Source organism: Streptomyces sp. NPDC002889 (genome assembly GCF_042888425.1).
GTDB lineage: Bacteria > Actinomycetota > Actinomycetes > Streptomycetales > Streptomycetaceae > Streptomyces.
In genome coordinates this window covers 141,597-167,527 of record NZ_JBIAPT010000005.1, presented here as the reverse complement: position 1 = coordinate 167,527, position 25,931 = coordinate 141,597, and the positions used below count along the sequence as shown (strand labels likewise).

The 25,931-nt window shown below is 71.3% G+C and carries 22 protein-coding genes; 9 read left to right on the top strand and 13 right to left on the bottom strand.

The features are described from left to right. Positions 1-42 precede the first annotated feature (42 nt). Positions 43-1,422 carry a rhodanese-like domain-containing protein gene (locus ACFYWI_RS09480; protein ID WP_389227781.1) on the top strand — a complete coding sequence of 460 codons (1,380 nt, stop codon included), beginning with the start codon at positions 43-45 and terminating at the stop codon, positions 1,420-1,422. Positions 1,423-1,525: 103 nt separating this feature from the next. Here ACFYWI_RS09480 and ACFYWI_RS09475 read toward each other — a convergent pair whose 3' ends face one another. Further along, positions 1,526-1,807, bottom strand: coding sequence for a metal-sensitive transcriptional regulator (locus ACFYWI_RS09475; protein ID WP_389227778.1), 282 nt, complete (start codon positions 1,805-1,807; stop codon positions 1,526-1,528). A 301-nt stretch (positions 1,808-2,108) separates the two neighbouring features. Between ACFYWI_RS09475 and ACFYWI_RS09470 the strand changes: the two genes are divergently transcribed. After that, a complete protein-coding gene (locus ACFYWI_RS09470) occupies positions 2,109-2,837 on the top strand; it encodes an SDR family NAD(P)-dependent oxidoreductase (protein WP_389227775.1) in 729 nt (242 codons plus the stop codon). A gap of 6 nt (positions 2,838-2,843) precedes the next feature. Here the strand turns inward: ACFYWI_RS09470 and ACFYWI_RS09465 are convergent, their stop codons facing one another. Together ACFYWI_RS09465 and ACFYWI_RS09460 are read right to left on the bottom strand one after the other, a co-directional pair. After that, complete coding sequence (locus tag ACFYWI_RS09465) at positions 2,844-3,074, bottom strand: hypothetical protein (RefSeq protein WP_389227772.1); 231 nt, start codon at positions 3,072-3,074, stop codon at positions 2,844-2,846. Between the two features lie 44 nt (positions 3,075-3,118). Then, positions 3,119-3,718, bottom strand: coding sequence for an RNA polymerase sigma factor (locus ACFYWI_RS09460; protein ID WP_389227769.1), 600 nt, complete (start codon positions 3,716-3,718; stop codon positions 3,119-3,121). Between the two features lie 1,628 nt (positions 3,719-5,346). Here ACFYWI_RS09460 and ACFYWI_RS09455 point away from each other — a divergent pair. After that, complete coding sequence (locus ACFYWI_RS09455) at positions 5,347-7,197, top strand: glycoside hydrolase family 15 protein (RefSeq protein ID WP_389227766.1); 1,851 nt, start codon at positions 5,347-5,349, stop codon at positions 7,195-7,197. A gap of 52 nt (positions 7,198-7,249) precedes the next feature. Here ACFYWI_RS09455 and ACFYWI_RS09450 read toward each other — a convergent pair whose 3' ends face one another. Beyond that, positions 7,250-8,731, bottom strand: coding sequence for a glutamate-cysteine ligase family protein (locus ACFYWI_RS09450; protein ID WP_389227763.1), 1,482 nt, complete (start codon positions 8,729-8,731; stop codon positions 7,250-7,252). Positions 8,732-9,404: 673 nt separating this feature from the next. Here ACFYWI_RS09450 and ACFYWI_RS09445 point away from each other — a divergent pair. Both ACFYWI_RS09445 and ACFYWI_RS09440 read left to right on the top strand, forming a co-directional pair. Then, entirely contained in the window at positions 9,405-9,737 is a 333-nt protein-coding gene (locus ACFYWI_RS09445) for a hypothetical protein (protein ID WP_389227760.1), read from the top strand. 167 nt (positions 9,738-9,904) lie between these two features. Then, the gene (locus ACFYWI_RS09440; RefSeq protein WP_389227757.1) at positions 9,905-10,051 is read left to right on the top strand and encodes a hypothetical protein; all 147 of its coding nucleotides are present in this window, start codon (positions 9,905-9,907) and stop codon (positions 10,049-10,051) included. Between the two features lie 211 nt (positions 10,052-10,262). Here ACFYWI_RS09440 and ACFYWI_RS09435 read toward each other — a convergent pair whose 3' ends face one another. Next, a complete protein-coding gene (locus ACFYWI_RS09435) occupies positions 10,263-10,559 on the bottom strand; it encodes a putative quinol monooxygenase (RefSeq protein ID WP_389227754.1) in 297 nt (98 codons plus the stop codon). Positions 10,560-10,674: 115 nt separating this feature from the next. On the opposite strand from ACFYWI_RS09435, the gene ACFYWI_RS09430 reads away from it, so the two are divergent. Next, positions 10,675-11,634, top strand: coding sequence for a GlxA family transcriptional regulator (locus ACFYWI_RS09430; protein WP_389227751.1), 960 nt, complete (start codon positions 10,675-10,677; stop codon positions 11,632-11,634). A 65-nt stretch (positions 11,635-11,699) separates the two neighbouring features. Here ACFYWI_RS09430 and ACFYWI_RS09425 read toward each other — a convergent pair whose 3' ends face one another. The 5 genes from ACFYWI_RS09425 to ACFYWI_RS09405 all read right to left on the bottom strand — a co-directional run bounded on the left by ACFYWI_RS09425 (position 11,700) and on the right by ACFYWI_RS09405 (position 17,367). Continuing rightward, complete coding sequence (locus tag ACFYWI_RS09425; RefSeq protein WP_389227748.1) at positions 11,700-13,547, bottom strand: GMC family oxidoreductase N-terminal domain-containing protein; 1,848 nt, start codon at positions 13,545-13,547, stop codon at positions 11,700-11,702. Then, a complete protein-coding gene (locus tag ACFYWI_RS09420; RefSeq protein ID WP_389227745.1) occupies positions 13,544-14,941 on the bottom strand; it encodes a hypothetical protein in 1,398 nt (465 codons plus the stop codon). The genes ACFYWI_RS09425 and ACFYWI_RS09420 overlap by 4 nt, the downstream gene beginning before the upstream one ends. After that, the gene (locus ACFYWI_RS09415; protein WP_389227742.1) at positions 14,941-15,633 is read right to left on the bottom strand and encodes a FadR/GntR family transcriptional regulator; all 693 of its coding nucleotides are present in this window, start codon (positions 15,631-15,633) and stop codon (positions 14,941-14,943) included. The genes ACFYWI_RS09420 and ACFYWI_RS09415 overlap by 1 nt, the downstream gene beginning before the upstream one ends. A 306-nt stretch (positions 15,634-15,939) precedes the next feature. Further along, positions 15,940-16,836, bottom strand: coding sequence for a DMT family transporter (locus tag ACFYWI_RS09410; RefSeq protein WP_389227739.1), 897 nt, complete (start codon positions 16,834-16,836; stop codon positions 15,940-15,942). A gap of 18 nt (positions 16,837-16,854) precedes the next feature. Next, positions 16,855-17,367, bottom strand: coding sequence for a hypothetical protein (locus ACFYWI_RS09405; protein WP_389227736.1), 513 nt, complete (start codon positions 17,365-17,367; stop codon positions 16,855-16,857). Positions 17,368-17,530: 163 nt separating this feature from the next. On the opposite strand from ACFYWI_RS09405, the gene ACFYWI_RS09400 reads away from it, so the two are divergent. Together ACFYWI_RS09400 and ACFYWI_RS09395 are read left to right on the top strand one after the other, a co-directional pair. Then, positions 17,531-18,976 carry an MFS transporter gene (locus ACFYWI_RS09400; protein WP_389227733.1) on the top strand — a complete coding sequence of 482 codons (1,446 nt, stop codon included), beginning with the start codon at positions 17,531-17,533 and terminating at the stop codon, positions 18,974-18,976. Continuing rightward, complete coding sequence (locus ACFYWI_RS09395; RefSeq protein WP_389227730.1) at positions 18,973-21,186, top strand: FUSC family protein; 2,214 nt, start codon at positions 18,973-18,975, stop codon at positions 21,184-21,186. Before ACFYWI_RS09400 ends, ACFYWI_RS09395 begins: the two co-directional genes overlap by 4 nt. Positions 21,187-21,272: 86 nt before the next feature. Here ACFYWI_RS09395 and ACFYWI_RS09390 read toward each other — a convergent pair whose 3' ends face one another. Continuing rightward, positions 21,273-21,974, bottom strand: a complete 702-nt coding sequence (locus ACFYWI_RS09390) for a TetR/AcrR family transcriptional regulator (RefSeq protein WP_389227727.1) — start codon at positions 21,972-21,974, stop codon at positions 21,273-21,275. Between the two features lie 115 nt (positions 21,975-22,089). Between ACFYWI_RS09390 and ACFYWI_RS09385 the strand changes: the two genes are divergently transcribed. After that, positions 22,090-23,334, top strand: a complete 1,245-nt coding sequence (locus ACFYWI_RS09385; RefSeq protein ID WP_389227724.1) for a saccharopine dehydrogenase C-terminal domain-containing protein — start codon at positions 22,090-22,092, stop codon at positions 23,332-23,334. A gap of 47 nt (positions 23,335-23,381) precedes the next feature. Here the strand turns inward: ACFYWI_RS09385 and ACFYWI_RS09380 are convergent, their stop codons facing one another. Further along, a complete protein-coding gene (locus ACFYWI_RS09380) occupies positions 23,382-24,263 on the bottom strand; it encodes a YegS/Rv2252/BmrU family lipid kinase (protein ID WP_389227721.1) in 882 nt (293 codons plus the stop codon). A gap of 32 nt (positions 24,264-24,295) precedes the next feature. Further along, the gene (locus tag ACFYWI_RS09375; RefSeq protein WP_389227718.1) at positions 24,296-25,891 is read right to left on the bottom strand and encodes an FAD-binding oxidoreductase; all 1,596 of its coding nucleotides are present in this window, start codon (positions 25,889-25,891) and stop codon (positions 24,296-24,298) included. Between the last annotated feature and the right edge of the window lie 40 nt (positions 25,892-25,931).

Below are 25,931 nucleotides of genomic sequence, written 5' to 3'. Positions count from 1 at the left end.
GATACCCCCCGGGGTACATTTGCCGAGTAAGGAGTCGTAGTCGTGTTCTTCGTCGACACCCTGGAACTCGAAGGCCTGGGCAACCGCAGCTATCTGGTCGGCGGTCGTGCCGCCGCCGTGGCGGTGGATCCGCCGAGGGACATCGATCAGGTCGTCGCGGCCGCGGCCCGGCACGGTGTGCGGATCGCATATGTGGCGGAGACCCATGTGCACAACGACTACGTCTCCGGAGGGCTGGAGCTGGCCCGGATCAGCGGAGCCCGGTATCTCGTTCCGGCCGGTGCGTCGGTGTCCTTCGCCCGCACCCCGGTCGACGACGGCGACACGGTGACGGTGGATGACGGCCTGGTGCTGCGGGCGCTGGCCACTCCCGGTCATACCCCGCACCACACCTCCTACGTTCTGGAGGAGGACGGGACAGGGGCGGCGGTGTTCACCGGAGGCTCACTGCTGGTCGGCACCGTCGGGCGTCCCGACCTTGTCGAGCCGCGGCTGACGAACCAGCTGGCTCGCGCCCAGCATGCCTCCGCGCACCGTCTGGCCGACGAGCTCGGCGACGACGTGGAAGTGCTGCCCACGCACGGCTTCGGCAGTTTCTGCTCCTCGGCGCAGTCCGCAGGGCGCTCGACCACGATCGGCGCCGAACGCGGGAGCAATGACGCGCTGACCAAGGACGTGGACACGTTCGTCGCCGAGTTGCTCGCCGGGCTGGAGGACGTACCGGCCTACTACGCACACATGGGCCCGGCCAACGCCGCCGGTCCCGCCCCGGTGGACCTGACCGAGCCCCGGCGCGCCGACGCCGAGCAGATTGCCCGGCGGCTGGCCGCGGGGGAGTGGGTGGTGGATCTGCGCAGCCGCGTCGCCTTCGCGGAAGGGCATGTCGCGGGGTCGTTCAACTTCGAGGGCGAGGGAAAACTCGCCACCTACCTGGCCTGGCTGATTCCCTGGGGCAAGCCTGTCACCCTGCTCGCCGCGACCCATGAGCAGATCGCCGACGCGCAGCGGGAGCTGGTACGGGTGGGCATCGACCGCCCCGCCGCCGCGGCGAGCGGGGACCCGGCCGGCTGGATATGTGACGGGGAGAAGCTGCGCTCCTTCCGCCGCGCCACCTTCGCCGACCTGGCGGCCGTCGGCGCGAGCGGTGGCCAGGAACCGGTGGTGCTGGACGTACGCCGCGACACGGAACGGGCCGGTGGACACATCGACGGCTCGGTGCACGTCCCTGTCCACCAACTGCACGCGCGTATCGACGAGGTGCCCTCCGGCGAGGTGTGGGTGCACTGCGCCACCGGGATGCGCGCGGCGATCGCAGCCTCCCTGCTGGACGCCGTCGGCCGGGACGTGGTCGCCGTCGACGACGGCTTCGACTCGGCGGCACGGGCCGGACTGCCGCTGACGGGCCCAGGCCGTCCACGCTGACGGGCCCCGCCGCGTCGAGTGGCCGCGGCCGCCTACGCCGCCGCCCCTGCCGGTCGACGCCGTGACTGACCGCGCCCCGCCCGCGACGTCCGTGCCGACAGGTTCAGGCCAGGGAGAGGAACAGCTTCTCCAAGCGTGCGCGCATCTGTTCCCTGTCCTCGCTGCGGGCCATGTCGGCATCGGTCAGGCAATGCTGCAGACCGGTGGCGATGATCGCGAAGCCCGCCTTGTCCAGCGCCCGTGCGGCCGCCGCGAGCTGCGTGACGACGTCCTCGCAGTCCCGCCCTTCCTCGATCATCTTGATCACGCCGGTGATCTGGCCCTGGGCCCGGCGCAGCCTGTTGACCACGGTCTTCAATTCCTCGGCCGCCATCGCCAGTTCCACAAGCCACTCCTTCGATATATACCCCTATAGGTATTTTACCCGATATGCTCGCTGTGGCCGGGGAGAGCGACAGTGCCGTACTCGCCCCACGGCAGCCGTCGCGCCGACCTCCGCGGCGCATCGGGCCCGCTCGGCCCCGGGCCTGCGCCGGTCCCGAGCCCGGCCGGCCCGGGCGCAGCGCGCGGGCTGCTCGCGTAACTACGGTCAGCCCAGGAGGACTTCCGCAGACTCCTCCACCACTGAGCCGGGCAGAGGCGGATGAGAGCCTTGACGCAGTCCACCGAGGAATCGGAGAGCCGTTGTGCACCAGCACCTCACCGTCGTCACCGGCGGCAGCCGCGGCATCGGCGCCGCAATCTGCGCACGCCTCGCAGCCGAAGGCCACGATGTCGTCGTCGGCTACCGCTCGGAGGCGGCCGTCGCGGAAGCCGTCGCCGAGGCGGTCCGCGAGGCAGGTCGCGCCTCCCTCGCCGTCCAGGTCGACACCGCCGACGAGAGGTCCGTCGACCGGCTCTTCGACATGGCCGCCACGCTCGGCACCGTGACCGGGCTGGTCAACAACGCCGGAGTCAGTGGCCCCAACGGCCGCCTCGCGGACGCCGACGCCGACGGCATGCGCCGCGCCCTGCACATCAACGTGCTGGGATATCTCCTGTGCGCCCGCCGCGCGGTCCGGGACATGACCACGTCCGGTGGCGGGGCGGTCGTCAACATCTCCTCCGCGGCAGCCACCCTGGGCAGCCCGGGCCAGTACGTCCACTACGCCGCCGGCAAGGCAGCCGTCGACGCCCTTACCGTCGGACTGTCCAAGGAGGTTGCCGCCGACGGCATCCGGGTCAACTGCGTGGCACCCGGCACCATGTGGACGGCTTTCCACGAAGACCCGCAGCGCCCCGCCAAGGTTGCCGCCGCCATTCCCCTGGGCCGGGCAGGGCAGCCACAGGAGATCGCCGGAGCGGTGGCCTGGCTGCTCTCCCCGGATGCGTCGTACACGACGGGAGCAGTGCTGCGCGTCGCGGGCGGATTGTAGGCGGCGTCAGACGTTGCCGGACGAGGAGCGCGAGATCCAGGACATCACGCGGGTCACGGAGGAGAAGTCGAGCTCCGCGACATGTGTGACGGCAATGTGGTCCGCCGCGTCGAGGGGAACCCCGGCCGCGTCCAGTGCGCAGTGCAGAAGGACGCGGTGTGCATCGACAGGGGTGAGGGCCGCACCGGATTCCGGGAAGGGCCGCGGCACGGTGATCGGTAGCAGCGGCGTCTCCATCGGGCGCGGCGCGGGACCTTTCCTTCTGCCCCGTTCACTCCATGTCATTTTGCGACGACCTCCGCTCGCAGTGACGTGCGCAGGTGCACGAACGCGCGGCGCCGCATCGCCTTCACCGCTCCGGTGGTGCGGCCGTTCATCTCCTGTGCGATGCGGTGATTGGGCCAACCTGCCCAGTACTGCAGCAGGATGGCCTTGCGGTGATGGGCCGGCAGGGCATCGAGCGCGGACCGCAGGGGTTCGTGGCGGAACACCTCCAGAGCCTGGTCCTCGGCCGACGGCGCGGTGACCGTGTCCTGAGTCCTGGAGTCGCCGACGAGCACTTCGCGTCGCACCCGCGACGACCGGAAGTGGTCGATGACCAGATTGCGGGCGATGGTGATGAACCAGGCGCCGACATCCGCTCCGTTCGGGGCGTAGCGATGCATGGCGCCGTAGGCGCGAAGGAACGTTTCGCTTGCGATGTCTTCGGCCAGGTGGCGATCGGATACGCGCACCAGTACGAAGCGGAACACTTCGTGGTAGTAGTCGCGGTACAGGCTGGCGAACGCCTGCCCGTCACCGGTGCGAGCTCGCTCGATCGTGGGACCGAGTGATGAGGTCGCGATTCTTCGGATAACCTTTTCTGTCAAGGCCTTCCCCATTTCTGGCTTGCGGGGTGGGTCGAACAGGGGTCGCCGGGTTGCAGCCGGCGGCCCCGCTTATGTGGATCTCCGGAGGGGGCCGGACCTACTGATCCGCTGGTTGTGTCAACGGCATTCCGGTGGCGCTGTCATCTGCTCGAATCCCGTTTGTCGAGCGGATGTTCGCGGTTTCGTCGTGTTGATTCCTTGGTGTCCCATCCGGTTTGGGGAACAAGGTGTCGCAAAGCGGTGGACTATGCCTGCGGAAGGTGGGCTTTGTTACCGAATGGAGACGGTTGCGCGCTGGAATGTGACCTACTCCTATGCGTGCGCCCTGCATCACTTCGTGATCGCCGCGCAATGACAGCAGCAATTCCTGAATCCCGGTGATCGGCGAAAAGTACCCCTGCCGGCTTCATCGCCGTTGGATGTGCCATGGAAGAAGAAACGATCACCATGGACGAGGCGGAAATCCCGGTGATGTCGCCGCCCTGTGACGCGCCGTCCGAATCGCCCATCTACGACGCGCTCGTACGCTCGTGGCGCAGTCAGCACCGGGCGGTCCCGAGTCCTCGAGAGCCCTTCGGCCGCTCACTGCTGGTACTGCCGCTTGCCTTCCCTTCTGCCGACAGCGAGTTGCCGTCACCTCAGCCGTGCGCCGCCCCGCAGTGCGAGTCCGAGGGACCGGCAGCACACAAGCAGCCATGAGCGGTGCTGCCGGCCGTGACCGCCGAACTCGGTGACGCCGTCACTCGTGCCGGTGGTCCGGGGTGCGCCACCGCCGATTGCCCGGGCAGGGTGCGGCAGGGTGAGCGGATGCGCCTTGCGATCATGCCCCTTGCCCTTGTCTCCCTTGTCCTTCTGGGGGGCATCGGCTGTACGTCGGTCGAGCCGGCCGTCCGGCCCGCGCCACCCCGCCCGGCAGCGGCGGGCGGCCACTCGCCCGCACCCGTCGAACCGCAGCCGCCCGCCACGCAACCGTCCGCGCGCGAGGAGCTGGCGGCCACCGGTCCGACGCACAAGTCCCGGACTCAGCAGCCAGGTCTGTCGCCGCGGAACCGCTTCGACGGTCGTCCCGTACCCCCATCCCGTCCCGTACCGGCATCCCGTCCCGTACCGGCATCCCGTCCCGTACCGCCACCACGCGCCGTACCGCCACCACGCGCCGTACCGCCACCACGCGCCGTACCGCCACCACGCGCTGTACCAGCACCACGCGCCGTACCCGACCAGCCCGTGCGTCGTGCCCCGGTGCCGCAGCGCAAGGCCCGGCGCGCGCATGTGCCGCAGCCGCGCCCCGCGGTGCGCACGCCGCGCCTTCGGCGGACGCACGACATGCGCAGTCTGTGCAACGCCTCCGACGGCATGACGAACCCGGACATCACGGCCCTGTGCCGAGGGATGTTCGGCCGTTGATGCGGCTGCACCGCGAGCATGCCTGGCCGCGTTGGCGGCACACGGGCCGTACGCGCCCGGCGCACCGCGGCACCGCACCCGTACCCAAGGCCGGCTCCGACCGCCATCCCGCGCGCACGCGCAGCTCTTCCGACCGCGGCCCTTCGTCCGAGGGGCCGCGGTCGACGTGCTCGCCCGGTGGCCGTGATCTACCGTGGGAGCACGTCAGGGGGCCACACGAAGGGCCGGACCTCATGCGTCGCTACCCTCCGATCGCGGACCACGGCCTCGTCGGCAACCTGAGAACCGCCGCCCTGGTCTCCTCCGAAGGCGTGGTCGACTGGTTCTGCACGCCGCGGTTCGACGCAGCCAGCCTCTTCGCGGCGCTCCTCGACCACGACCGGGGAGGCCTCTTCGCCCTTACCTGCGAAGCCCCCGGCACCACGGTGCGGCAGCTCTATCTGCCCGACACGGCCGTCCTGGTCACCCGGTTCCTCACCCCCGACGGCGTGGGTGAGATCCTCGACTTCATGCCCGTGGAGCCCGACGGGCTCCACGAAACCTCTGGGCCGACCCGGCTGGTGAGGGTACTGCGGGTGACGCGCGGTACGGTCCGTTTCACGCTCTCCTGCCGTCCCCGCTTCGACTACGGACGCGCCGCCCACCGCCTCGACCTGAAGCCCACCGCCGCTCGTTTCTCCGCCCTCGGCGACCTGGCCACGCACGCCCATCTGCAGACCGCGGGTCCGTTGAGCCTGGAGCGCGACGGCGATGACGCGGTCGGCTCGGCCGTCCTGCGGCAGGGGGAGACCGCGGCAGCGGTGCTGACTGTGTACGACGGGCAGGGCGGGGTGCCCGAGCCGATCACCGAGGCCGGTGTTCTCGAGGAATTCGAGGCCACACGCGAGTTCTGGCACACCTGGATCCGCCGCAGCCGCTACCGGGGCCGCTGGCAGCAGATGGTCAACCGCTCGGCGATCACGCTCAAACTGCTCACCTACGCCCCCACGGGTGCCCCGGTCGCGGCAGCCACCATGGGCCTGCCGGAACAACCCGGCGGCGAACGCAACTGGGACTACCGCTACACCTGGGTCCGCGATGCCTCCCTGTCCGTACGCGCCCTGCTGGACCTGGGCCTCGAGGAGGAGGCGAATGGCTTCCGCCAATGGCTGGGTGACCGCATCAGTGCGGGACGGACGGTCACCGGCGAACCTCTGCAGATCATGTATCGGGTGGACGGCGATCCCCATCTGGCGGAGGAGATCCTCGACCACCTCGAGGGCTATCAGGGCTCGGCCCCGGTACGGCTCGGCAACGGCGCGGCGGGTCAGCTTCAACTCGATATCTACGGTGAGGCGGTCTACGCGTTCTCCGAGGCCCGGGACGTCATGCAGTTCATCGGCTACGACGGCTGGCGGAAGTTCGCCGAGTTCCTGGACTGGCTGGCGAAGAACTGGGACCGGCCGGACGAGGGCATCTGGGAGACCCGAGGCGGCCGGAAGGATTTCACCTACAGCCGGCTGATGTGCTGGGTGGCCTTCGACCGCGGAGTCCGGCTGGCGACCGAGCTGGCCCGTCCGGCCGATCTGGCCACGTGGACAGCGGTCCGCGACCAGATCCTCGAACAGGTGATGGAACGCGGCTGGAGTGATCGGCGCAAGGCGTTCATCCAGCACTACGGCGGCGAAGTGCTGGACGCCTCACTGCTGTTGATGCCTGCCGTCGGATTCGTGTCCCCCAAGGATCCGCGCTGGTTGTCCACGCTGGACGCCATGGAGGAGGAGCTGGTCTCCGACAGCCTCGTCTACCGCTACGACCCGGCAGCGTCCCCCGACGGTCTGCGCGGCAGCGAGGGCACGTTCTCCATGTGCAGCTTCTTCTACGTCGGTGCCCAGGCCCGCGCGGGGCGGGTGGGCCAGGCCCGTTACGCGTTCGACAAGATGCTCACCTACGCCAACCATGTCGGTCTGTTCGCCGAGGAGATCGGGCCGACCGGCGAGCAACTGGGCAATTTCCCACAGGCGTTCACCCATCTGGCGTTGATCGGCGCCGCGATGGAGCTCGACGCCGCGCTCGACAAGGTCGAGGCGAAGGAAGCCCGCTGACTGACGGCGCGGCGGTGACGGCGCGGCGGCACGAGCCCGTGGCCGGCCGGGCTCAGTCTACCGGCCAGGTGTGGGCCGGGGCGTTGAGATGCATGTAGTCGACGTAGTGCATGGTCATGCGCCGCAGCGCTTCATGGCGCTCGGCCTGCCCGCTGCCGTGGAGGTGGTGGAACATCTCCGACTGCCACACGGCGCCGTTGCGGCCGGTGACACACCGCTGTTCGATGATGCCGAGGAGCGGTTCCCGCCAGGCGGCGTCCATGCCCGTCCGCTCCAGTCCTTGGTGCGCGAGGGGCAGCAGGCGCCGCAGTACGAGCTCGGCGGCCGGGACCTCGCCGGCCCCGGGCCAGTACAGGCGGGCGTCGATCCCGTGCCGTGCCGCGTTGTGCAGGTTCTCCTCCGCGGCCGAGAACGACATCCGGGACCACACCGGCCGTTCCTCGTCGACCAGGGCGCGGGTGAGTCCGTAGTAGAAGGCGCCGTTGGCGAGGGTGTCGGCCACTGTGGGCCCGGCCGGCAGTACCCGGTTCTCCACCCGTAGATGCGGTTCGCCGCCGGCGACGGCGTACACCGGACGGTTCCACCGGTAGATCGTGCCGTTGTGCAGGGTGAGTTCGCCGAGTTCGGGGACGCCGCCGCTGTCGAGCTTGTCCAGCGGATCCTCTTCCTCGCACAGCGGCAGCAGCGCGGGGAAGTAGCGCGCGTTCTCCTCGAAGAGATCGAAGACGCTCGTGATCCACCGTTCGCCGAACCACACCCGGGGCCGCACCCCCTGTACTTTGATCTCTTCCGGGCGGGTGTCCGTGGCCTGCTCGAACAGGGGGATACGGGTCTCGCACCACAGCTCGTTGCCGAACAGGAAGGGCGAGTTCGCCGCGAGGGCCACCTGCACGCCCGCGATCGCCTGAGCGGCGTTCCAGTAGCGGGGGAACTCGTCGGGGGAGACCTGCAGGTGGAACTGGGTGCTGGTGCAGGCCGCCTCGGGTGTGATGGTGTCCGCGTACGTCCGCAGCTGGTCCACCCCGTCCAGCTCGATCCGCAGATCCTCGCCGCGGGCCGAGAACACCTGCTCGTTCAGCAGTCGGTACCGCGGGTTCTCCGACAGTGCCGCCTCGCTCACGTCCTCCTGCCGCAGGGTCGGCAGGATCCCGATCATGACCAGATGCGCCCCCACCGCCGCCGCGCGTTCCTCGGCATGGTTGAGCGCGTCCCGGATCTCCTGCTCCCATGAATCGGGACCCCCGGCGGTCAGCCGCGTGCGCGGCGGGATGTTGATCTCCAGATTGAACCGGCCGAGCTCGCTCGACCAGGCCGGATCCGCGATCGCGTCCAGCACCTCGGTGCTGCGCATCGCGGGCTCCCCGGCGGAGTCCACCAGGTTCAGTTCGATCTCCAGACCCACCTGGGGCCGTTCGAACTCGAAACGTTCCTCACGCAGCATCCGCGCGAACGCGTCGAGACAGTGCTGCATCTTGCCGCGGTACCGGCGACGGTCATCACGGGTGAACACCAGCGCCGGGACATCTCGTCCCATCGGCCCTCCCGAGTCCCCTCGGCAGTTTCCAACCCAAGCGTCCCACTCAACGGCGTGGGGGACCACTGAGGGCCGTGGAGCGGGCTCGCTCCACGGTGACGGGGCGTGAGGACTTGGGTGCGGGTGGACACGGCCGCGTCATGCGGGGGAAACGCTAATTTCTGTCGCACGACAGGAATCGCCGACAGTGGCTGCCGTGACCGCCACCGCTCCCAGTGGCGTACGACCCGATCCCGCCGCGCACCGGCGACAGCGACACCGCAGTACTCCTCGCTCTCGGAGCCCGGTTGCACTCCCGCACCTCCATCGCACCCGTCCACCGGCTGTTCGCCCTGCGCACCGATCCGCCGGAACCGGACTCGTCCACACCGGCGAGGGGGCAGCGCCATCGAGGCCGAGATCTGGGAACTGCCCGCCGATGGCCTGAGGCACCCTGACCGCCGCGCTGCCCCGCCCCATGGCGATCGGCCGCATCGAACCCGCCGACGGCAGCACAGCGATTACGGCGGCCGGCGGACGTACCGCGCCAGTTGAACGGCACACAGACCGGAGGTTCGGCCGGTGTGAAGAAATGCCATAGGGGACATTCGGGTGGTACCCCGCCCGAAGCGCAACTGGACGTACCCGTGTGGGCTTCCTATCCCTCAGCGACACCACAACTGAGGAGGAACGTGTGACTACTTGGCAGCTTTCCACTCACGTGACACCCACGACGGGATCGACGGCCGACCCCTACCGCTTCATCGGCACGGACCCGCTCGACCCGTTCGACGACGCGGCCGAGGCCCATGGAACCGGTGACTACTTCCTGCCGGCCCCGGACGCGGGCGAGCGCATGCCGATGTCGCTGGAGCCGGCGGACCGGCGGCGGCTGGATCTGCACGCCGCGCTGACCACCGCGGGAATCGCTCCGCATCCCGGCGACCTGGCAGCCATTGAAGCCCTCTGCGTCCTGGACGACCTGACCAACGCGACGATTGCCCGCTGGATCTCCAGCGGGCAATGAGGTTCTGCCGGCGAGGGATGGACAGGACGGTGGGGACGGGGTACATCCATCGCCCACTGTCCTGTTCGCCTCGCGCGCGTACGGGCATACATGACGACGCCGCGGGGTAGACGCAGCCGCGAAAGGGACGCTCCGCCGTCCGAGTTGCCGCACCGAAGGGAAGCGTCGTGGCCGGACTGATCGCACGGATCAAGCAGTTGAGCCGCACCCCGCAGGGCCAGAGGGCGATCGGCTCGGCCCGGAGGGCCGCCGCCGACCCGAGGCGACGGGCCCAGGCCCGTCAGCTTCTCGGCCGGCTGCGCGGACGGCGCTGACGGGCCTGGTGAACCATCCGACGGCCCTGCCCCGCCGGTGCGGGCAGCATGCGCCTGCCCCTCCGCTCGCGGAGGCCGATGCCGCATCGGCCTCCGCGAGCGGAGGCGCACCGCCAGGAACCGACGACCTGGGGCCGGACAGGCCGGGAGCACACGGAGGCGTCCGGCTTCAGCCGGCCGGACCCCTCACGCGCGTGAGACCGGGCCGCGATCAGGGCAGCTTGGCCGCGAGGAGGTCGACGGGACGGATGTCGGGCGGCGAGGCGAGCATGGTCTGCGCCGCCTCCATCAGCGCCGCGGCGATCCGGCCCTGCAGATGACTCGCACGCCCTTCCTCGTTCTCGAACGTGCCGAAGACACCGAAGGTCGTCTCGTCCTCGCGGAACGCGAACCAGGTGACGGTCCGTTCCTCCTCGCGGGCGAGCTGCAAGGCGCTGCGCAGCATGCCTTCCACCTGGTCGGCGTACTCGGGCTTGGCCTCGATACGAGCCAGCAGGCCGATGTTCATAGGGTCGCTCCATGGGTTCTGTGCCGTGCCCCGGGTCCCGGGGACATCACCAACCCAGGCCGCGGAATCTCACCACCCCAGTGTCGTAAACGACGTGTCGGATACCATTCCCGCCATGGATGTGGCAGTGGTGGTGTACGACGGCGTGTTCGACTCCGGGCTCTCGGCTCTGCTCGACGTGCTGGACGCCGCCAACGCGATGCGCGGCGAGCTTGCGCAGCCGCCGCCCGCCTGGCGGGTCACGACGGTCGGCTTCCGGCGCCGGGTCCGCACCGGCGCGGGACATGTCGTCGAGACCGAGCCGGCGGCCGAGGCGGCGAACACGGATCTGCTGCTCGTACCCGCACTCGCCGAACGGCGGCCCGACGCGCTCCTCCAGCACGTGGCGGGTCCAGCGCTCGCACCGGTACGTGACCTGGTAGCGGGCACCCGCGAACGAGGCGCACCCGTCGCCTCGGCCTGCACGGGGACGTTCGTGCTGGCCGAGTCCGGGGTCCTCGACGGGCGGGAGGCGACCACGAGCTGGTGGCTGGCACCGGTCTTCCGCAAGCGCTATCCGGCGGTCACGATCGACGAGACCCGGATGGTCGCCACCTCGGACGGGGTGATGACCGCCGGAGCGGCTTTCGGGCATGTCGACCTCGCACTCGCCGTCGTCCGGACGGCCAGCCCCGCCCTCGCGGATCTCGTCGCCCGCTATCTGGTCGTCGACGAGCGGCCCTCGCAGTCGGCATACACCATCCCGAGTGCCCTCGCGCAGAGCGATCCCCTCGTCGCCGCGTTCGAACGCTGGGCCAGGCTGCATCTCGACGGGCCGATCGGCATGGCCGAAGCGGCACGTTCCCTCGGCGTGAGCGAACGCACCCTCCAGCGGACCGTCCGCCGTGTCCTTGGCACGTCACCCGTGCGCTTCGTCCAGGACCTGCGCGTCGAGCAGGCCACGCATCTGCTGCGGACAACGGACCTGTCCCTGGACTCCATCGCACGCAAAGTCGGTTATGAGCACGCGAACACCCTGCGGATCCTGCTGCGCGAGCGCACGGGCAGCACCGCGGGAGCGCTGCGCGGACGCTGAGGCGACGCCCGGGACCCCGGCCGGCCACGGTGCCGGCGCGCAGGGCGCCGGCACCGTGGCCGGCCTCACGCCGCTGCGGCCTCGCTCAGGGCCAGGGACGTTGCCATGATGGTGACTTGAGGGTTCACCTCGGGACAGCTCGGCAGCGCCGAGCCGTCCGCGATCAGCACGCCGTGCACGCCCCGCAGCCATCCCGCGGGATCGGCGGGCGCGGTCCGCGGGTCGCCGCCCAGTGCCACCGTCCCGGTCGGGTGGAACGCCGACAGATGCAGCTGCCGCGGCGTCACCTGACGCAACAGCTCCCGCAGTCCGGCCGCCGACCGGGCTCGGGGCGCTGCCGGGATGCCGGTGAGGATTTCCTCGGCGCCGGCTGCGAACAGCAGATCGCCCATGGCCTGGACCGCGCGCAGCAGCAGTCGGCCGTCGCGCGGATCGAGGTCGTAGCGCAGCACACTGGGCCGGGCACCCAGGACCTGGCCCGAGGGCCTGTCGGCGATCATCGCGCCGAGGGTGGCGAGCGAGCCCGCGTCCTCCAGTTCCCGGCGCAGGGCGCGCCCCACACCGGGGAGGACGAACGACCCCATGCCCGGCGGCCCGGCCGTCGCCTCGATCAGGATCCCGTCACCGTGGTGCTGCTCGACCCCCACGCTCTGCAGCACGCCCTCCCAGGCCGTGACCGGCTCCGCGAACCGCCCGGCGACACTGATCGCCGGGTGCACGGCGAGGTTCCGCCCGAGCCGGGGGTGACGGCCCAGGCCGGACCGTCGCAGCAGAGGGGGAGAGTGCAGCGCCCCGGCCGCTACGACGACCAGCGGGGAGAGGATCTCGAAGTCCGTGCCGTCGGGCCGCCGTACGGTGACGCCACAGGCGCGGGGACCGCCGGGGCGGTCGGGGTCGGTCATGACCCGGCGGACGTAGGCGCCGGTGACGATACGCGCGCCGGCCGCGCAGGCGTCGGGCAGCACGGACAGCTGGACACTCTGCTTGGCGCCGGTCGGACAGCCGACGACACACTGGCACGAACCCTTGCAGCCGGGTGCGTTGCGCCGCAGCGGTCCCGCCTGCCAGCCGAGGCGTCCGGCACCGCGCAGCGCTGTGCTGCCGTTTCGGCCGAGGACGTCGAGAGGCTGGAAGGCCACACGCAGGGTGCGTTCGACCTCGTCGAGGTGGCCGGCGAAGGATCCGGCATCGGCCAGAGCGAGACCGAAGGTGTCGCGCCAGCGGGCCAGCACATGGTCCGGTGTGCGGTAGCACGTACCGGAGTTGACGACGGTGGTGCCTCCCACCGCCCGGCCGACGGGCAGGACCACGGGCGGGTTGCCGAGGGCGACGGTCGCACCTCCGTCGCGGTACAGCTCACCGAACCGGTCCAGCGGCGCGCGGCGCCCGAAGTCGGCCGTGGTGTACCGCCGTCCTTCCTCCAGCACGATCACGCGCATCCCGGCGCGGGCGAGCGTGCGCGCGGCGATCGCGCCGCCGGCACCGGAACCGACCACGACGGCGTCGGCGGTCGAACGGTCCGGCCACTCGGCCGACGCCACACAGTCCAGCGGGGGATCGTCGGGTGCGACCAGTGGGGCGGGGCGCGGCTCCTCCTGGAGCATTCGCTCGGTTCCCGCGGCCAGCATGACGGGAACCTTCACCGCGTCCAGCAGCGCAAGCAGCGCGGGCCGGGCGGCGAGCGAAGCCAGTACGGTCTCCCGCTCACCCGGGGTGAGAGCGTGCAGTCGCCGTCCGGTGCGTACGGCCGCGTACGCGTCGATGGCCGAGGCCGCACCGTGCACTCCGGCGCGCGCCGGTCCGGGCATCGCGGCGAGCAGCTTGCCCAGCCGGTCCGGAACGCCGCCGGGCCACGGCACGCTGCCGTCGTCGGCCAGAAGGGCGGCGACGAGGCCTCGCAGTGGGCGGCTCACCGGTCTCCCACCTCCGCGTGCGCACACCCGTCGAGGAACCATTCCGCCTCGGTACGCCACCGGCCCCACCACCGTTCCAGAAGGACCCGCGCGTCGGCACTCTCACTGTTGCGGCATACGGCGGCCCCGCCGTCCGGGTCCGTGTAGTCCAGCGCCAGGGTCCGCTCCTCGGGCTGGGTGACCTCGACCCTGATACGGCGCAGCCCGGCCGTGCCGGTGACGGTCCATACGGGCAGGCCGATGCGCGCCCGGAACCGGCCGAGACCCGCCCAGCCGACCGCGGCGCGCTCCGCCCTGCGGGGCCACGTGCGGCCGTTCCTGCGCAGCCGCAGGAAGGTCAGGGGCGGCAGCCTGTCGAGACCGGGCCGCATGGACACGGCGGCCACGATCTCCAGGACGTCGCCGCCGCCGAGGTCGGCATGGAGCCAGGCCCAGCGGCGAGCGTTGCCGTGTCCGTAGATCCGGGCCGACGCGCCCGGAGCGCCGTCGACGCGCAGTTCGCCGCCGGGGTGCTTGACCGTGCCGGTGTAGGCGGCGCGCGCGGCAGGCAGGATCTGCGCGGCCGGCAGCAGAGGGCGGCGCCAGGACCAGCGCGGGAAGGTGAACAGCGGTTCGCCTTCGGGGCGTTCGGTGAGGGCCCAGTCGAAGGTGCCGGCGGATCCGCGCAGTCGGCCGGGTCCGGCCTCGACACCTCCGGAGCGAAAGCCCGTCGGATCGGCCTTCCACGGCTCCGGGCCGAACCGGGCGTGCTCGACGGGGCCTTCCGGCGGGAACAGGGCGACCCAGCCGTGTGCGTAGGCGGGGGAGCCGTCGGCAGGCGCGGTCAGTTCGTGGTGCAGCCACAGTCCCGTACGCGTGGCGGGGTCGGTGAGAGTGGTGTACCAGACCTCGGTACGGCCGGGAGCCCCGTTCCAGCGCGGCGTCAGATGACGGTCGGTGTCCTTCGCGTCCTGGATGCGGGGGAAGCGGAAACTGGCCAGGAAGGGCAGCAGTGCGCTCGCCACGGGGAACCGCAGAGTGCCACGCCCGGCCTCCTCCCCGCCGTCCCGCAGCATGAACGGAAGGACCGTCAGCGACTCCAGCGACCGCAGTGCCGACACGGACTTCCAGCCGTCGAGGCAGTAGCGGTGGCCCTGGGCGGTGAAGTCCAGCCGGTAGCGGATCCGGCGCCGGGCGAGCGGCGATATCTCCAACTCGCCCTCGGCATCAGGGTCGTCGGCCCATCCCGCGACGCGTACGCGGCCGGTGAGCCGGCCGTCGGTCGTACGGTGCGGAAGCATCAACTCCTCGGCCCGGACGGCCAGGTCCAGCCGCATCGGCCGCGTCTCGCTCTCCCCGGCCAGACGCACCGATCCGGTCATGGTCTCGGTGAACTCGGTTCCGCGCCGGCTCATCACGCCATCCCCAGTCCGTCGAGCATGATCCGCTCGGTTGCGCCCAGATACGCGTCGGCGGCCACGCGGGCCGCCGCGCCGTCGCGGGCACAGACCGCTCCGACGACCGGCGCGAGACGCGCGTGGGCGGCTGCTGGATCCAGGAACGGTCCGACGAGGTGGGCACGCATCGGCAGATACGCGTTGAACAGGGTGTTGGTCAACAGGGTGTAGACCCGGTTGCCGGTCGCGCGGGCCAGCGCGCGGTGCACTTCGATGTCGGCGAGCTGGACCGGATCCCCTCCCTCGGCCGCGGCGACGGCGGCCAGCAGCTCATGCAGCTCGCGGCGCTGATCCGCCGTGCCCTTCTCGGCGGCGCGACCCGCGATCAGCGCGCCGATCCCGCGCCGCACTTCGAAGATCTCGCCCAGCCAGCCGGGACTGTGCCGCACCAGCATCGGCAGCAGGTCTGCGCCACCGAGCCGCGCGTAGTCGCGCACCCGGGTACCGACACCGTGCCGCGTCTCCAGCAGACCTGCCTGCACCAGACGGCCGAAGGCATGCTTGAGGGTGGTGCGGGTGACGCCGTAGCCGTCCGCGAGTTCACGCTCGGGCGGCAGATAACTGCCGGTGGGATGTCGCCCCGTGAGAATGTCCTCGCGGAGCCGCATCTCCAGCACGTCGACGATCGTCTGGCGGGGCAGAGTCTCCACAATTCTCCTCAGTGGCTGAGTGGATGAGCCACTGAACCACGATGCGTGAGCCGGAGGCAAGGGAACGACACGATCGGATCCCGCCGCGGCGCGTGGCCCGAGCCGTACGCCAACGTCATTCGCATGCAGGCCCATTGCCGCGAAGTGGCACCGTACGAGCGGCGGGCCGGTCGTCCCGCGCCCGCGGGCCCGGTCCGCCGGCCGCCGACCGGACGACGTGGCGGACCGACGCCGTGGACGCCGGCGTCCTGCCTTCGCATACCCCGCGATCAAGGGCGATGGGCGCGACACCGCCGGGCCGCGGGCCTACGGAGCCTCGACTCCTGCCCGAGGCTCGTCGGGGGAGACCAGTGACCGGGTGAGCGGAATCCGCGAGAGCGCGAGAACACCCGTGGCGATCATGGCGACGCCGAGCAGCTGAGGCAGCAACCACCAGCCGGCGCGGACATGTTCCTCGTACAGGAGGATGCCGAGCGCCAGGCTCACTGTCGCGTCACCGAGAGTGAGCGCAGGCTGGGACGCGACCAGCGGACCGGCCTGCATCGCGTTCTCCAGGAGAAAGAGCGCGCCGGCGCCGACCGCCGCGAAGGAATAGGTCTGCCAGGCGGTGAAGAAGGCCTCGACCCCCTCGTCGGCCAGGATGTGCATCGACGCCTTCATCAGCGCCGCGGTCACCGCGTAGCTGATGGCGGTCGCCGCCCCCAGACAGGCCGCTCGAGCCCGGCCCTCCGGGCGTTTGACGGCGGCCACGGCGAGCCCTACGACCACTGCCATGCACACCACGAGCGCGGGGATCCAGCGATCCAGCGCCACATGGGTGCGGTTGCCCGTGGGCGACGCGGCGGCGAGAGCCACGGCGAGACCGGCCACCACCACCGCCACCGCCAGCCAGCCGGTGCGCGGCAGGCCCCGGTGCATCAGGAGTGAGGCGACGACCAGCGTGAGGGGCAGCTCCAGAATGAACAGAGGCTGAACGATCGTCAGCGGACCGGTCGCCAGTGCCAGAGCCTGACAGACGGCTGCCGCGATGACGGCGAGGATCCCGGCCAGCCACAGTGGCCGCCGCAGCAGATCGATCATCAGCCCCGCGCGAAGGCCCTCGGACCGCGGCACACTGAGGGCGGCCTTGCGCTGGAGAACGGTGGCGACGGCGTTGCTGAGTGCCGCACACAGCGCGAACAGGACGGGAAGCAGCGTGCTCACGTGGTCGGCCTCCGCAGGTCAGCGGTCGTCGTGGGTCAGACCGGAGGCGGGCTGGGAGAACAGCCGCCGGGCATTGTCGTCGAGCGCGGCGAAGCCCTCGACGATCTGGGCCGCCACCCGCCACGCCCCGCCCGGGCCTGGAGCGAACTCCCACAGATGGAACGCGATTCCGGTGAAGGTGTCGCTCACCGGCGCGGTGCCGAGACGCTGCCGAAGGAAGAAGCGCAGCCGGGTGCGGGCGCGCCAGCGGCCGTCGGGCAGCTGCTCGGGGGTGGACATCTGTTCCACCGTGTGGGACTCGTCGAAGAATGTGGAGCGGGCGGCGAGGAAGTCCCGCAGTCCCTGTTCGCCGTGCCACATCAGACCGTCGGTGAAGCCGGTACGGAAGTCGTCGGTGAGGACCTCGTCCCGCATCCGCTCCGCGGACGCATGGTCCTGCAACAGGGTGAAGTACCGCTCCATCGCGTCCCAGATCGGCGGGGCGGCGGCATACGGGACAGAGATATGCGGGACGGCCTGCTCGGAAGACATGGGACCTCCTTGCACCTTTCTGCCATCGTCGCCCCCGCGAGCCGTCCCGCGCGATCCGGACCGCCCGGGCTGCGGACCGCCGGGTGCGCACCCACAATGGGACGAGGGCGCATGCCCGGCCCACTCGCGACGCCAGGGGCGGTCGGCTGAGAGGAACGTGCCCATGCGCGCAGAGTCGCAGGCGGCCGCGCGGACGGGGGCCTTCATTGCGGTCGCGGTCGCGTTGTTCTGTATTCAGGTCGACTTCTTCGCCCTGAACCTGGCCATCCCCGGCATCGCGGACCAGTTCGCGGTCACGCCTGCCGCCGCCCAGTGGACACTCTCCGCGTACATGCTCGCCATCGGCTCCTGCTTCATCGTGGGCGGCAGGCTCGGGGACGTGTTCGGACGCCGGGGCACCCTGCTGGCGGGCATCGCCCTGTTCACGGCCGGTTGCATCGGGTGTGCGCTCGCCCCCGGACTGGGACTGCTGGTGGCCGCGCGGATCGTCCAGGGCATCGGCGCCGGCTTCGTCTTCCCGGTGTCCGTCGCCGTGATCAGCAACGCCTTCCCGGACGAGAGCCGCGCCCGCGCACTGGGCGCCGCGTTCGGTGTGGCCAACATCGGCACCGCCCTGGGGCCGTTCGTCGGCGGCGGATTCACCGAAGGGCCCGGCTGGCGCTGGATCTTCTGGCTGCTCGCACCGCTCGGTGCCCTGTCGTTCCTCGTCGCCGTCGCGTACGTCCCCGACTCGCGGGACCCGTCGGCGCCCCGTCAGCTCGACCTGACGGGCTGTTTCGTCATCGTGTGCGCGCTGGCCGCCCTCACCCTGGCCGTGGAGCGCGGCAGTGCCTGGGGGTGGGACCACCCCCGCACCCTCGCGCTCCTCGGGGTGGCGTTGCTGGCCGGTGGGCTGTTCGTGGTACGCGAACGCCTCGCCCGGCATCCGCTGGTGGATCTGCGTCTGTTCCGTAACCTCCCGTACGTCCTGGTGACCGGCATGGGCTCGGTCGCCAATATGGGCTACGCCGTCACGGTCTTCGTCGCGACGCTCTACCTCCAGGGCGTACGCGGGCTGTCCCCGCTGGTGGCGGGCATTGTGTTCCTGGCCCCGGCCACGCTGGTGGCCCTCAGCGGACCGATGGGGGCTCGGCTCGCCCCGCGGATGCGCCCCACAGCGGTGATGGCACTCGCCGGTGCGATCGCGGGGACGGGAATGATCGCGCTCGCCCATGTCACCGCATGGTGGCTGTACGTACCTGTGTTCGCCTGGTGCGGGCTCGGCCTCGGACTCGGCTGGTCCTTCTCCACCGTGGCCACCCAGCAGGTCGTACCGCCCGCGAGGGCCGGCGAGGCATCGGGCGTCCTGCTGACGTTCCTGGTCACTCTGGGCGCGATCGCCCTCGCCGGAGCTGCGGCCACGATCACGGCGATGACCCCTCAGAATCCGCCCGAGGATGCGTACGACACCGTCCTGCGCTTCGGCGGGGCCGTGATCCTGGCGGCGTCCGTCGTCGTCATGGCTGTACGCCATCGGCTCGTCGTCCACGGCAAACTGCCGCCGCTGTCCATGCACGCGTCCTGGCCGCCCGTGAGCACGGGCGTCGAAACCCGGCAGGACAAGCCGTGACGCGCCCCGCCACGGACCGGCCGGGCCGCAAGCGTCACCGTCCGGCGCCCGCCGGACCGGAACGAACGAAGATCGTGCACCGGGCGGTCCGGGTGACCACGGCCGCCTGCGCCGGCTTCTACCCGTTCGTGTACGCGCTGGACCGCCCGGCCGCCTCGCTGTACGCCCTGTTCGGACCGGTGGCTCTCGGGATACTGTCCCCGATCCCCGGGTCGGGCCGACAGCGGGCGGCCGTGATACTGCGTGCGCTCCCGGTCGGCCTGGTGCTGGTCGCTCTGGGGACGGCGCTGGCCGTGCACACCTGGACGGCCGTGCTCGGAATGCTCGTCGTTGCGTTCGTTCTCACGTTCGCATCGGTCGCGGGGCCGCGTGCGGCCGGAGCGGCACCGGGACTTCAGCTCTTCTACATCCTGGCCTGCTTCCCGCCGTACGCACCGCAGGCCCTGGGGGGACGGCTGATCGGGCTCACCGTGGGGGTTCTGCTGCTCGCCGCATGCGAGGTCTTCCTCCTGCCCGAGCCGCCGACCGTCTCCTACCGGACGAGACTTGCGGGCGCACTCGCCGTCGCGGGCCGTGCCGCCGAAGCTGCGGCCGCACCCGGGCGGGCCGCCGAGGTGACGGCAGACTCTCCGGAGCGGCTGCGCGCCACCGGCCGGCGCCTGCGGATGTCCCGCCTGCCGCCCGCCGAACGGCCCGCCGGGGCAGGACGCGTGGACCGGGCCCTCGCTCAGGCCGGTACCGCGGCCCGCAGGCTGCTCGACCAACTGGCGCGGGCGGGGCAGACCCCGGCGCCCCGCATGGGCGCCCCGCAGCAGAGCGGCGCGGCCGCGGACCCGGGTGCCGCGGCGGACGCGGCGTCGGCCGAACTCCTCGGCCTCGTCGCCGAGCTGTGCGCCGGCACCGCCACCGCCCTGCGCAGTGGTGCGCCCCTCCTCGTGTCCGGGGCAAAGGCCATGGACCAGGCGATCCGGGGCTTCCAGGCGCTGCGTCTGGAGCAGGCGACCGGGCCGCCCGGCGCCGTACCGCCTGTCCCCGCGCTGCGCCGCCAGGCCGCGGTCCTCGCCATGGCCGAGTCGGCCCGGATCGTGCAGACGGCGGTACGCGTCGGACTGGACGGCAGGCGCACGGAACCGATTCCACCGCGGGCACTGTTCTGGTACGCCGACGTGAGCACCCCGTATCTGTGGTGGCGGCGTTTCACCGGCCATATGACCCTGCGGTCGGTCCAGTTCCAGAACGCCGTCCGGATCGCGCTGGGTCTGGGCGCGGCCCGCCTGGTGGCAGGATCCCTCGATCTGACCCACGGCTTCTGGGTGCTGCTCGCCGTGCTGACGCTAGGTCGCACGACCGCCGGGGCAACGTGGTCGGCGGTGCGCTCGGCGCTGATCGGCACCCTCGTCGGCGCGGTTGCGGCGGGCGCACTGCTGCTTGTGGTCGGGCGGCACACCGAAGCGTACGCGGCGGTGCTCGCGCCGGTCATGTTCGCCGCGTTCGCGCTCGGGCCGCTGCTCGGAATCGCCTGGGCGCAGGCCTTTTTCACGCTGGTGGTGTCTGCCGCGTTCGCTCAACTCGCCCCCGCATCATGGCAGTTGGCCGAGATCCGTATGGTGGATGTGTTCACGGGCAGCGTGATCGGCCTGCTGTGCGGACTGCTCGCCTGGCCGGCCGGTGCGCGGCGCGAAGTGCGCAGAACCATGGCAGGACTGCTGCACTCCTGCGCCCCGCTGATCCCGCGCACGGTCGAAGTACTGCTGGCCCCGCAGGCCGCGGCCGAGCCAACGCCGTCCACGGACCGTGCCCTGCACCGGCTGCGGCTGGCCGAGGCCGCCTATGTCCAGCTGCAGAGCGAGCCGGGTGAGCGGTCGGACACGCCCATGGACTGGCAGGCCGTGCTCATCATGGCGAACCATGTGCTGCTCGGCGTGCAGTGGCTGCCCCGCTTCGACCTGCCTGCCGTCCCGGTCCCCGCGGACGCCGCCGCCTGGGCCCGTACGGCGGCCGACCGCATCGCCCTGGCCGCCGACCGGGTCGCCGCGCTGTGCGACGGCGAACAAGCCCGGCCCGAGCAGCCCGCCCATCCGGAACGGCTCTCACCCGCCGCGGATCCGGAAAGCCCTCCTCTGCCCATGCTCATCGACCTCGAGCACTGGCTGCGCAGCCTGAGCGCCCAACTCGACCGGATCGAGCATTCGGTGCCCCCCGGCAGATGAGCGCGTGCGCGGCGCACGCGCAGCCTCCCCCTCGCCGAGCCGGTGCCGCGCAGCCCAGGTCCGACACCCCCGACCTGCGCAGCTCGTCACAACGCCGCGAGCCTGGCCGCAGCGCTCTCGATGAGCATGTCCAGCGCCGCCGGATAGGCGCTGACGTTCATCTCCGCGATCAGATGCGGGGCAGCCGGCGCGATGTGGGGATGCGTGTCCGCCGGAAGCCGGGCGTAGGTGGCCCGCCATACGGTCTCGTCGGCACGGCGGGCGGCGTCGGGCAGCGCGAGCGTGGCGGCATCCAGTGCGGCGAAGGCCAGCGTCTGGTCGATGAAGCAGTGGTAGACGCGTACCGCCGCGGGCGTGGGAAAACCCGCCCGGTGCAGAACACCGAGGATGATCTCGTCCGCCGCGATCTCGTGGGCCCGGCCGGAGACGCGGCTCGCCGTCAGCACAGCAGCCTGCGGATGATCCAGATAGGCGGCGTGGATGCGCAGGCCCAGCCCACGCAGGTCCGCCTGCCAGTCAGCCGTGGGGGACCATCCCCGCAGCGCGCGGCCGATCAGCTCGTCGCCGACCGCCAGCGTCAACTCGTCCATGCCGCGGAAATACCGGTACAGCGAGCTGGGATCGGCTCCCAGTGCGACCCCGATCCGGCGGGCGGTCAGCCCGGCGGTGCCGTGCTCACGCAGCATCCGCAACGCTGTCGACACGATCAGCTGCTCGGACAGGACCACGCCCGCTTTCGTGGGACGACGCCGGCGTCGCTCGGCCTCTGCCACCACCCTCTTCGGCATCTGCCGGTCCTCCTCGCTTCTTGGACCCTTATGTCAACGCCATTGACGGTACCAATCGCCGGTGAGTTTCATCGAGGCACCGGGAGAAGCCTCGAAAGATGGGAAGTAGCTGTTTATGCGCATTTTGCTGATTGGTGCCGGTGGTGTGGGTACGGCCGTCACCCGTATCGCCGCCCGCCGTGGATTCTTCGAACGGCTGGTGGTCGCCGACTACGACAAGTCGCGCGCCGAAGCCGCCGTGGCGGCAGTCGCCCCTGCGGATGCCGAAGCGCGTCCGACGGCCGAGGTCCGATTCGCCGCCTCCCGGATCGATGCCTCGGACGAGTCCGCGGTCACGGATCTCCTCGTACGGGAGCGGTGCGACGTCCTGCTCAACGCGACCGATCCCCGCTTCGTGATGCCGCTGTTCCGTGCGGCGCTCGCCGCCGGCGCCCACTACATGGACATGGCCATGTCCTTGTCGCACCCGCACCCGGAGCGGCCCTACGAGGCGTGCGGCGTCAAGCTGGGGGACGAGCAGTTCTCGCTGGGGGAGGACTGGAAGAACTCGGGCCGGCTCGCCCTTGTCGGCATGGGCGTGGAACCGGGGCTGTCCGATGTCTTCGCCCGCTACGCCGCCGACGAACTCTTCGACTCCATCGAGGAGATCGGGGTCCGGGACGGTGCCAACCTCACGGTGGAGGGGTACGACTTCGCGCCCTCGTTCAGTATTTGGACCACGATCGAGGAGTGCCTCAACCCGCCGGTGATCTTCGAGGCCGGCCGAGGCTGGTTCACGACGGCGCCGTTCAGCGAACCCGAGGTGTTCGACTTCCCGGAGGGCATCGGCCCTGTCGAGTGCGTCAACGTCGAGCACGAGGAGGTGCTGCTGATCCCGCGCTGGGTCGAGGCCGATCGCGTCACGTTCAAGTACGGGCTCGGTACGGACTTCATCAACACCCTGCAGGTCCTGCACCAGGTGGGCCTCGACCGGACCGATACGGTCACAGTGAAGGGTCCCGAAGGGCCGGTCCAGGTGTCGCCCCGTGACGTCGTCGCGGCCTGTCTGCCCGATCCGGCCACGCTCGGCCACCTGATGCGCGGCAAGACCTGCGCGGGCACCTGGGTCAAGGGCACCAAGGAGGGCCGGCCGCGCGAGGTCTACCTGTACCACGTCGTGGACAACGAGTGGTCCATGAAGGAGTACGGCAGCCAGGCCGTGGTCTGGCAGACGGCCCTCAACCCGGTCGTCGCCCTCGAACTCCTTTCGACCGGCGCGTGGTCGGGGACGGGCATCGCGGGACCGGAAGCCTTCGACGCGCGCCCCTTCCTCGACCTCCTCGAGGAGTACGGCTCCCCCTGGGGCATGCGCGAGCAGTAGGCAGCCCCGGGGCGGCCCCCGACCGGGGGCCGCCCCGGGGGCGGCTGTCAGCAGAGCACGTTGAGCGCGCCCGGCTGCACCCTCGCCGTCACCGGCAGCGTCGCCTCGACCTCGCCGTCCGCGCCGTACGGGATGTCCCGGTCGGCCTCGACACGGATCTCCTTGCCCTGCAGGATCTCCACCTCGGGGCGCCCCAGGTGCGCGCCCGTCTTGAGCTCGTTCATCATCGCGAAGAACAGCCGCTTGGGCGCGTGCTTGATGACCACGACGTCCAGCAGCCCGTCGTCGAGTCGTGCGCCCGGGGCGATGTTGCGACCGAACCCGTAGAAGCCGGAGTTGGCCGCGACGACCGTGTAGCCACGGCGCTCGTGCTGGACCCCGTCGACGGTGATGCGGTACGCGGCAGGCCGCCAGGCCGCCACGGCCCGCAGCCCGCCCGCGTAGTACGAGGCCGCGCCGCGCAGCAGCCGGGAGGTGTTGGCGTGCCGGTTGGCCACCGCGTCGACACCCGCGTACACGCTGCCCAGCACGGAGGTCCTCGCGTGCACGGCCGACTCGACCTCGATGGTGTCGACCCGCCGCGGCGTGCCGTTCAGCAGCAGTTCGGCCAGGGCCGCCGGGTCGGAGGGCAGCCCCAGCGCACGGGCGAAGTCGTTGCCGCGGCCCGCCGGTACGAGACCGAGGACGGTGTCCGTCCCGCTGAGCGCTCCGCCGACGCCCCCGGCTATCCCGTCGCCCCCGACGGCGAGCACGGTGTGCCCCTGTTCGCCGGCCTGCCGCGCCAGCTCCCGGGCGTGCTCCAGGCTGCGGCTGTACTGGGTGTCGAGCTGCGCTCCGGCCTCCCTGAGGAGGCGGGCCAGCACCAGCAGGGCCGCCGTGCCGCTGGAACCCCCTGCGGTCGGATTGACGACGGCGGTGAACTGTCGCATGAGTGCGCCTTTCGGAAGGCAGGGGGATCGGGTCAGCGGACGGGGATGAGTACGCCGGGGTTGAGGACCCCGGCAGGGTCGAGTTCGGCCTTGAGCGCCTGCAGTGCACGGACGCCGAGAGGGCCGATCTCGTCGGTGTACCAGTCACGGTGATCGGTGCCGACCCCGTGATGATGGCTGATGGTGCCCCCCGCCGCCAGGATCGCGTCGTTGGCGGCCCGCTTGGCCGGGACCCAGTGGGCGACCGGGTCGTCCCCTTGCGCCGAGACCACGGTGAAGTACAACGACGCACCGTTCTCGTACACATGGGAGATATGGCACATGACCAGCGGCGGGGTGCCTGCCCCGGTCAGTTCCGCGGTGAGTGAGAGGCGTACCGCGTCGTACAGCGCCGGGAGCGCGGACCAGAAGGCGGCGGTCTCCAGGGTCTCGGCGAACGCGCCGGCATCCAGCAGCGCGTCGCGCAGATACGGGGCGTTGTAGCGCCCGCCTGCCCAGCGGTCCCCGGGCTCCTCACCCACGAGCTCGCCTCCGCACGCGAGGAGGACCTCACGGGCGCGGGAGCGCCGGTCCGCGGTGTCCTCGGGGGTGCCCTCGTATCCGGCGATCGCCATGCATCCGCCCGGCTGCGGTGCGCCCGGATTGCCGATCTTGTCGGGCTGGGCGAGCCCGATGAAGGTCTCCGTCTCGTCCGACAGCCGCAGCACGGTCGGCCGCGGGCCGTCCTGTGCCAGCTTGCGCAGCGCCGCCGCGCCCGCCTCGAAGGAGGCGAAACGCCAGCCCTCGTAGATCCGGGTCTCGGGCAGTGGCCGGATCCGTACGGTCACCGAGGTGATCACACCGAGCGCGCCCTCGGACCCGAGGATGAGCTGGCGCAGGTCGGGGCCGGCCGCCGAGCGGGGGGCCCGCCCCGCCTCCCAGGTGCCTTCCGGGGTGGCGACGGTGAGGCCGAGCACCATCTCGTCGAAGCGGCCGTAGCCGGCCGAGGCCTGGCCGCTGGAGCGGGCAGCCGCGAAACCGCCGATCGAGGCCCACTCGTAGGACTGGGGAAAGTGGCCGAGTGTGAACCCGCGCTCGTTGAGCAGCGCCTCCGCCTGCGGTGCGCGCAGTCCCGGCTGAAGGGTGGCGGTCCGGGAAATCTCGTCGAGCGCGAGCAGCCCGTCCAGCCGGCGCAGGTCCAGGGCGACGAAGCAGCGCTTGACCTCCGGGGCGAGGCCACCGACGACGGAGGTCCCGCCGCCGAACGGCACGGCGGCCACGCCGTGTTCGACGCAGGCGCGCAGGACGGCCAGTACCTCGTCGTGACTGCCCGGCAGCAGGACGGCAGCGGGGATGTCGTCGACCTCGCCGGCGCGGATGCGCAGCAGGTCGGGGGTGGACTTGCCCCGGGTGTGCCGGATACGGCTCTCGGCATCGGTACGTACGTACGCGGCGTCGCCCACACAGCCGGTGAGGGCCCGGAGCGCGTCGTCGGTGAGCGGTGAGTCGGGGACGTCGATGCCGTCGAGCACGGCCGGCCCGCTCTCGCGGGGCGTGACCCCGAGCAGGTCCTGCAGCAGGCCTATCACCGTGTCGGGCAGCGGGGCCGCCTTGGCCGGGTCTCCCCAGCCGCTCCACAACATGTCCACTTGAGTCGTTTCCTCACCGTCGGTTTCGCGCGGCCCGTGC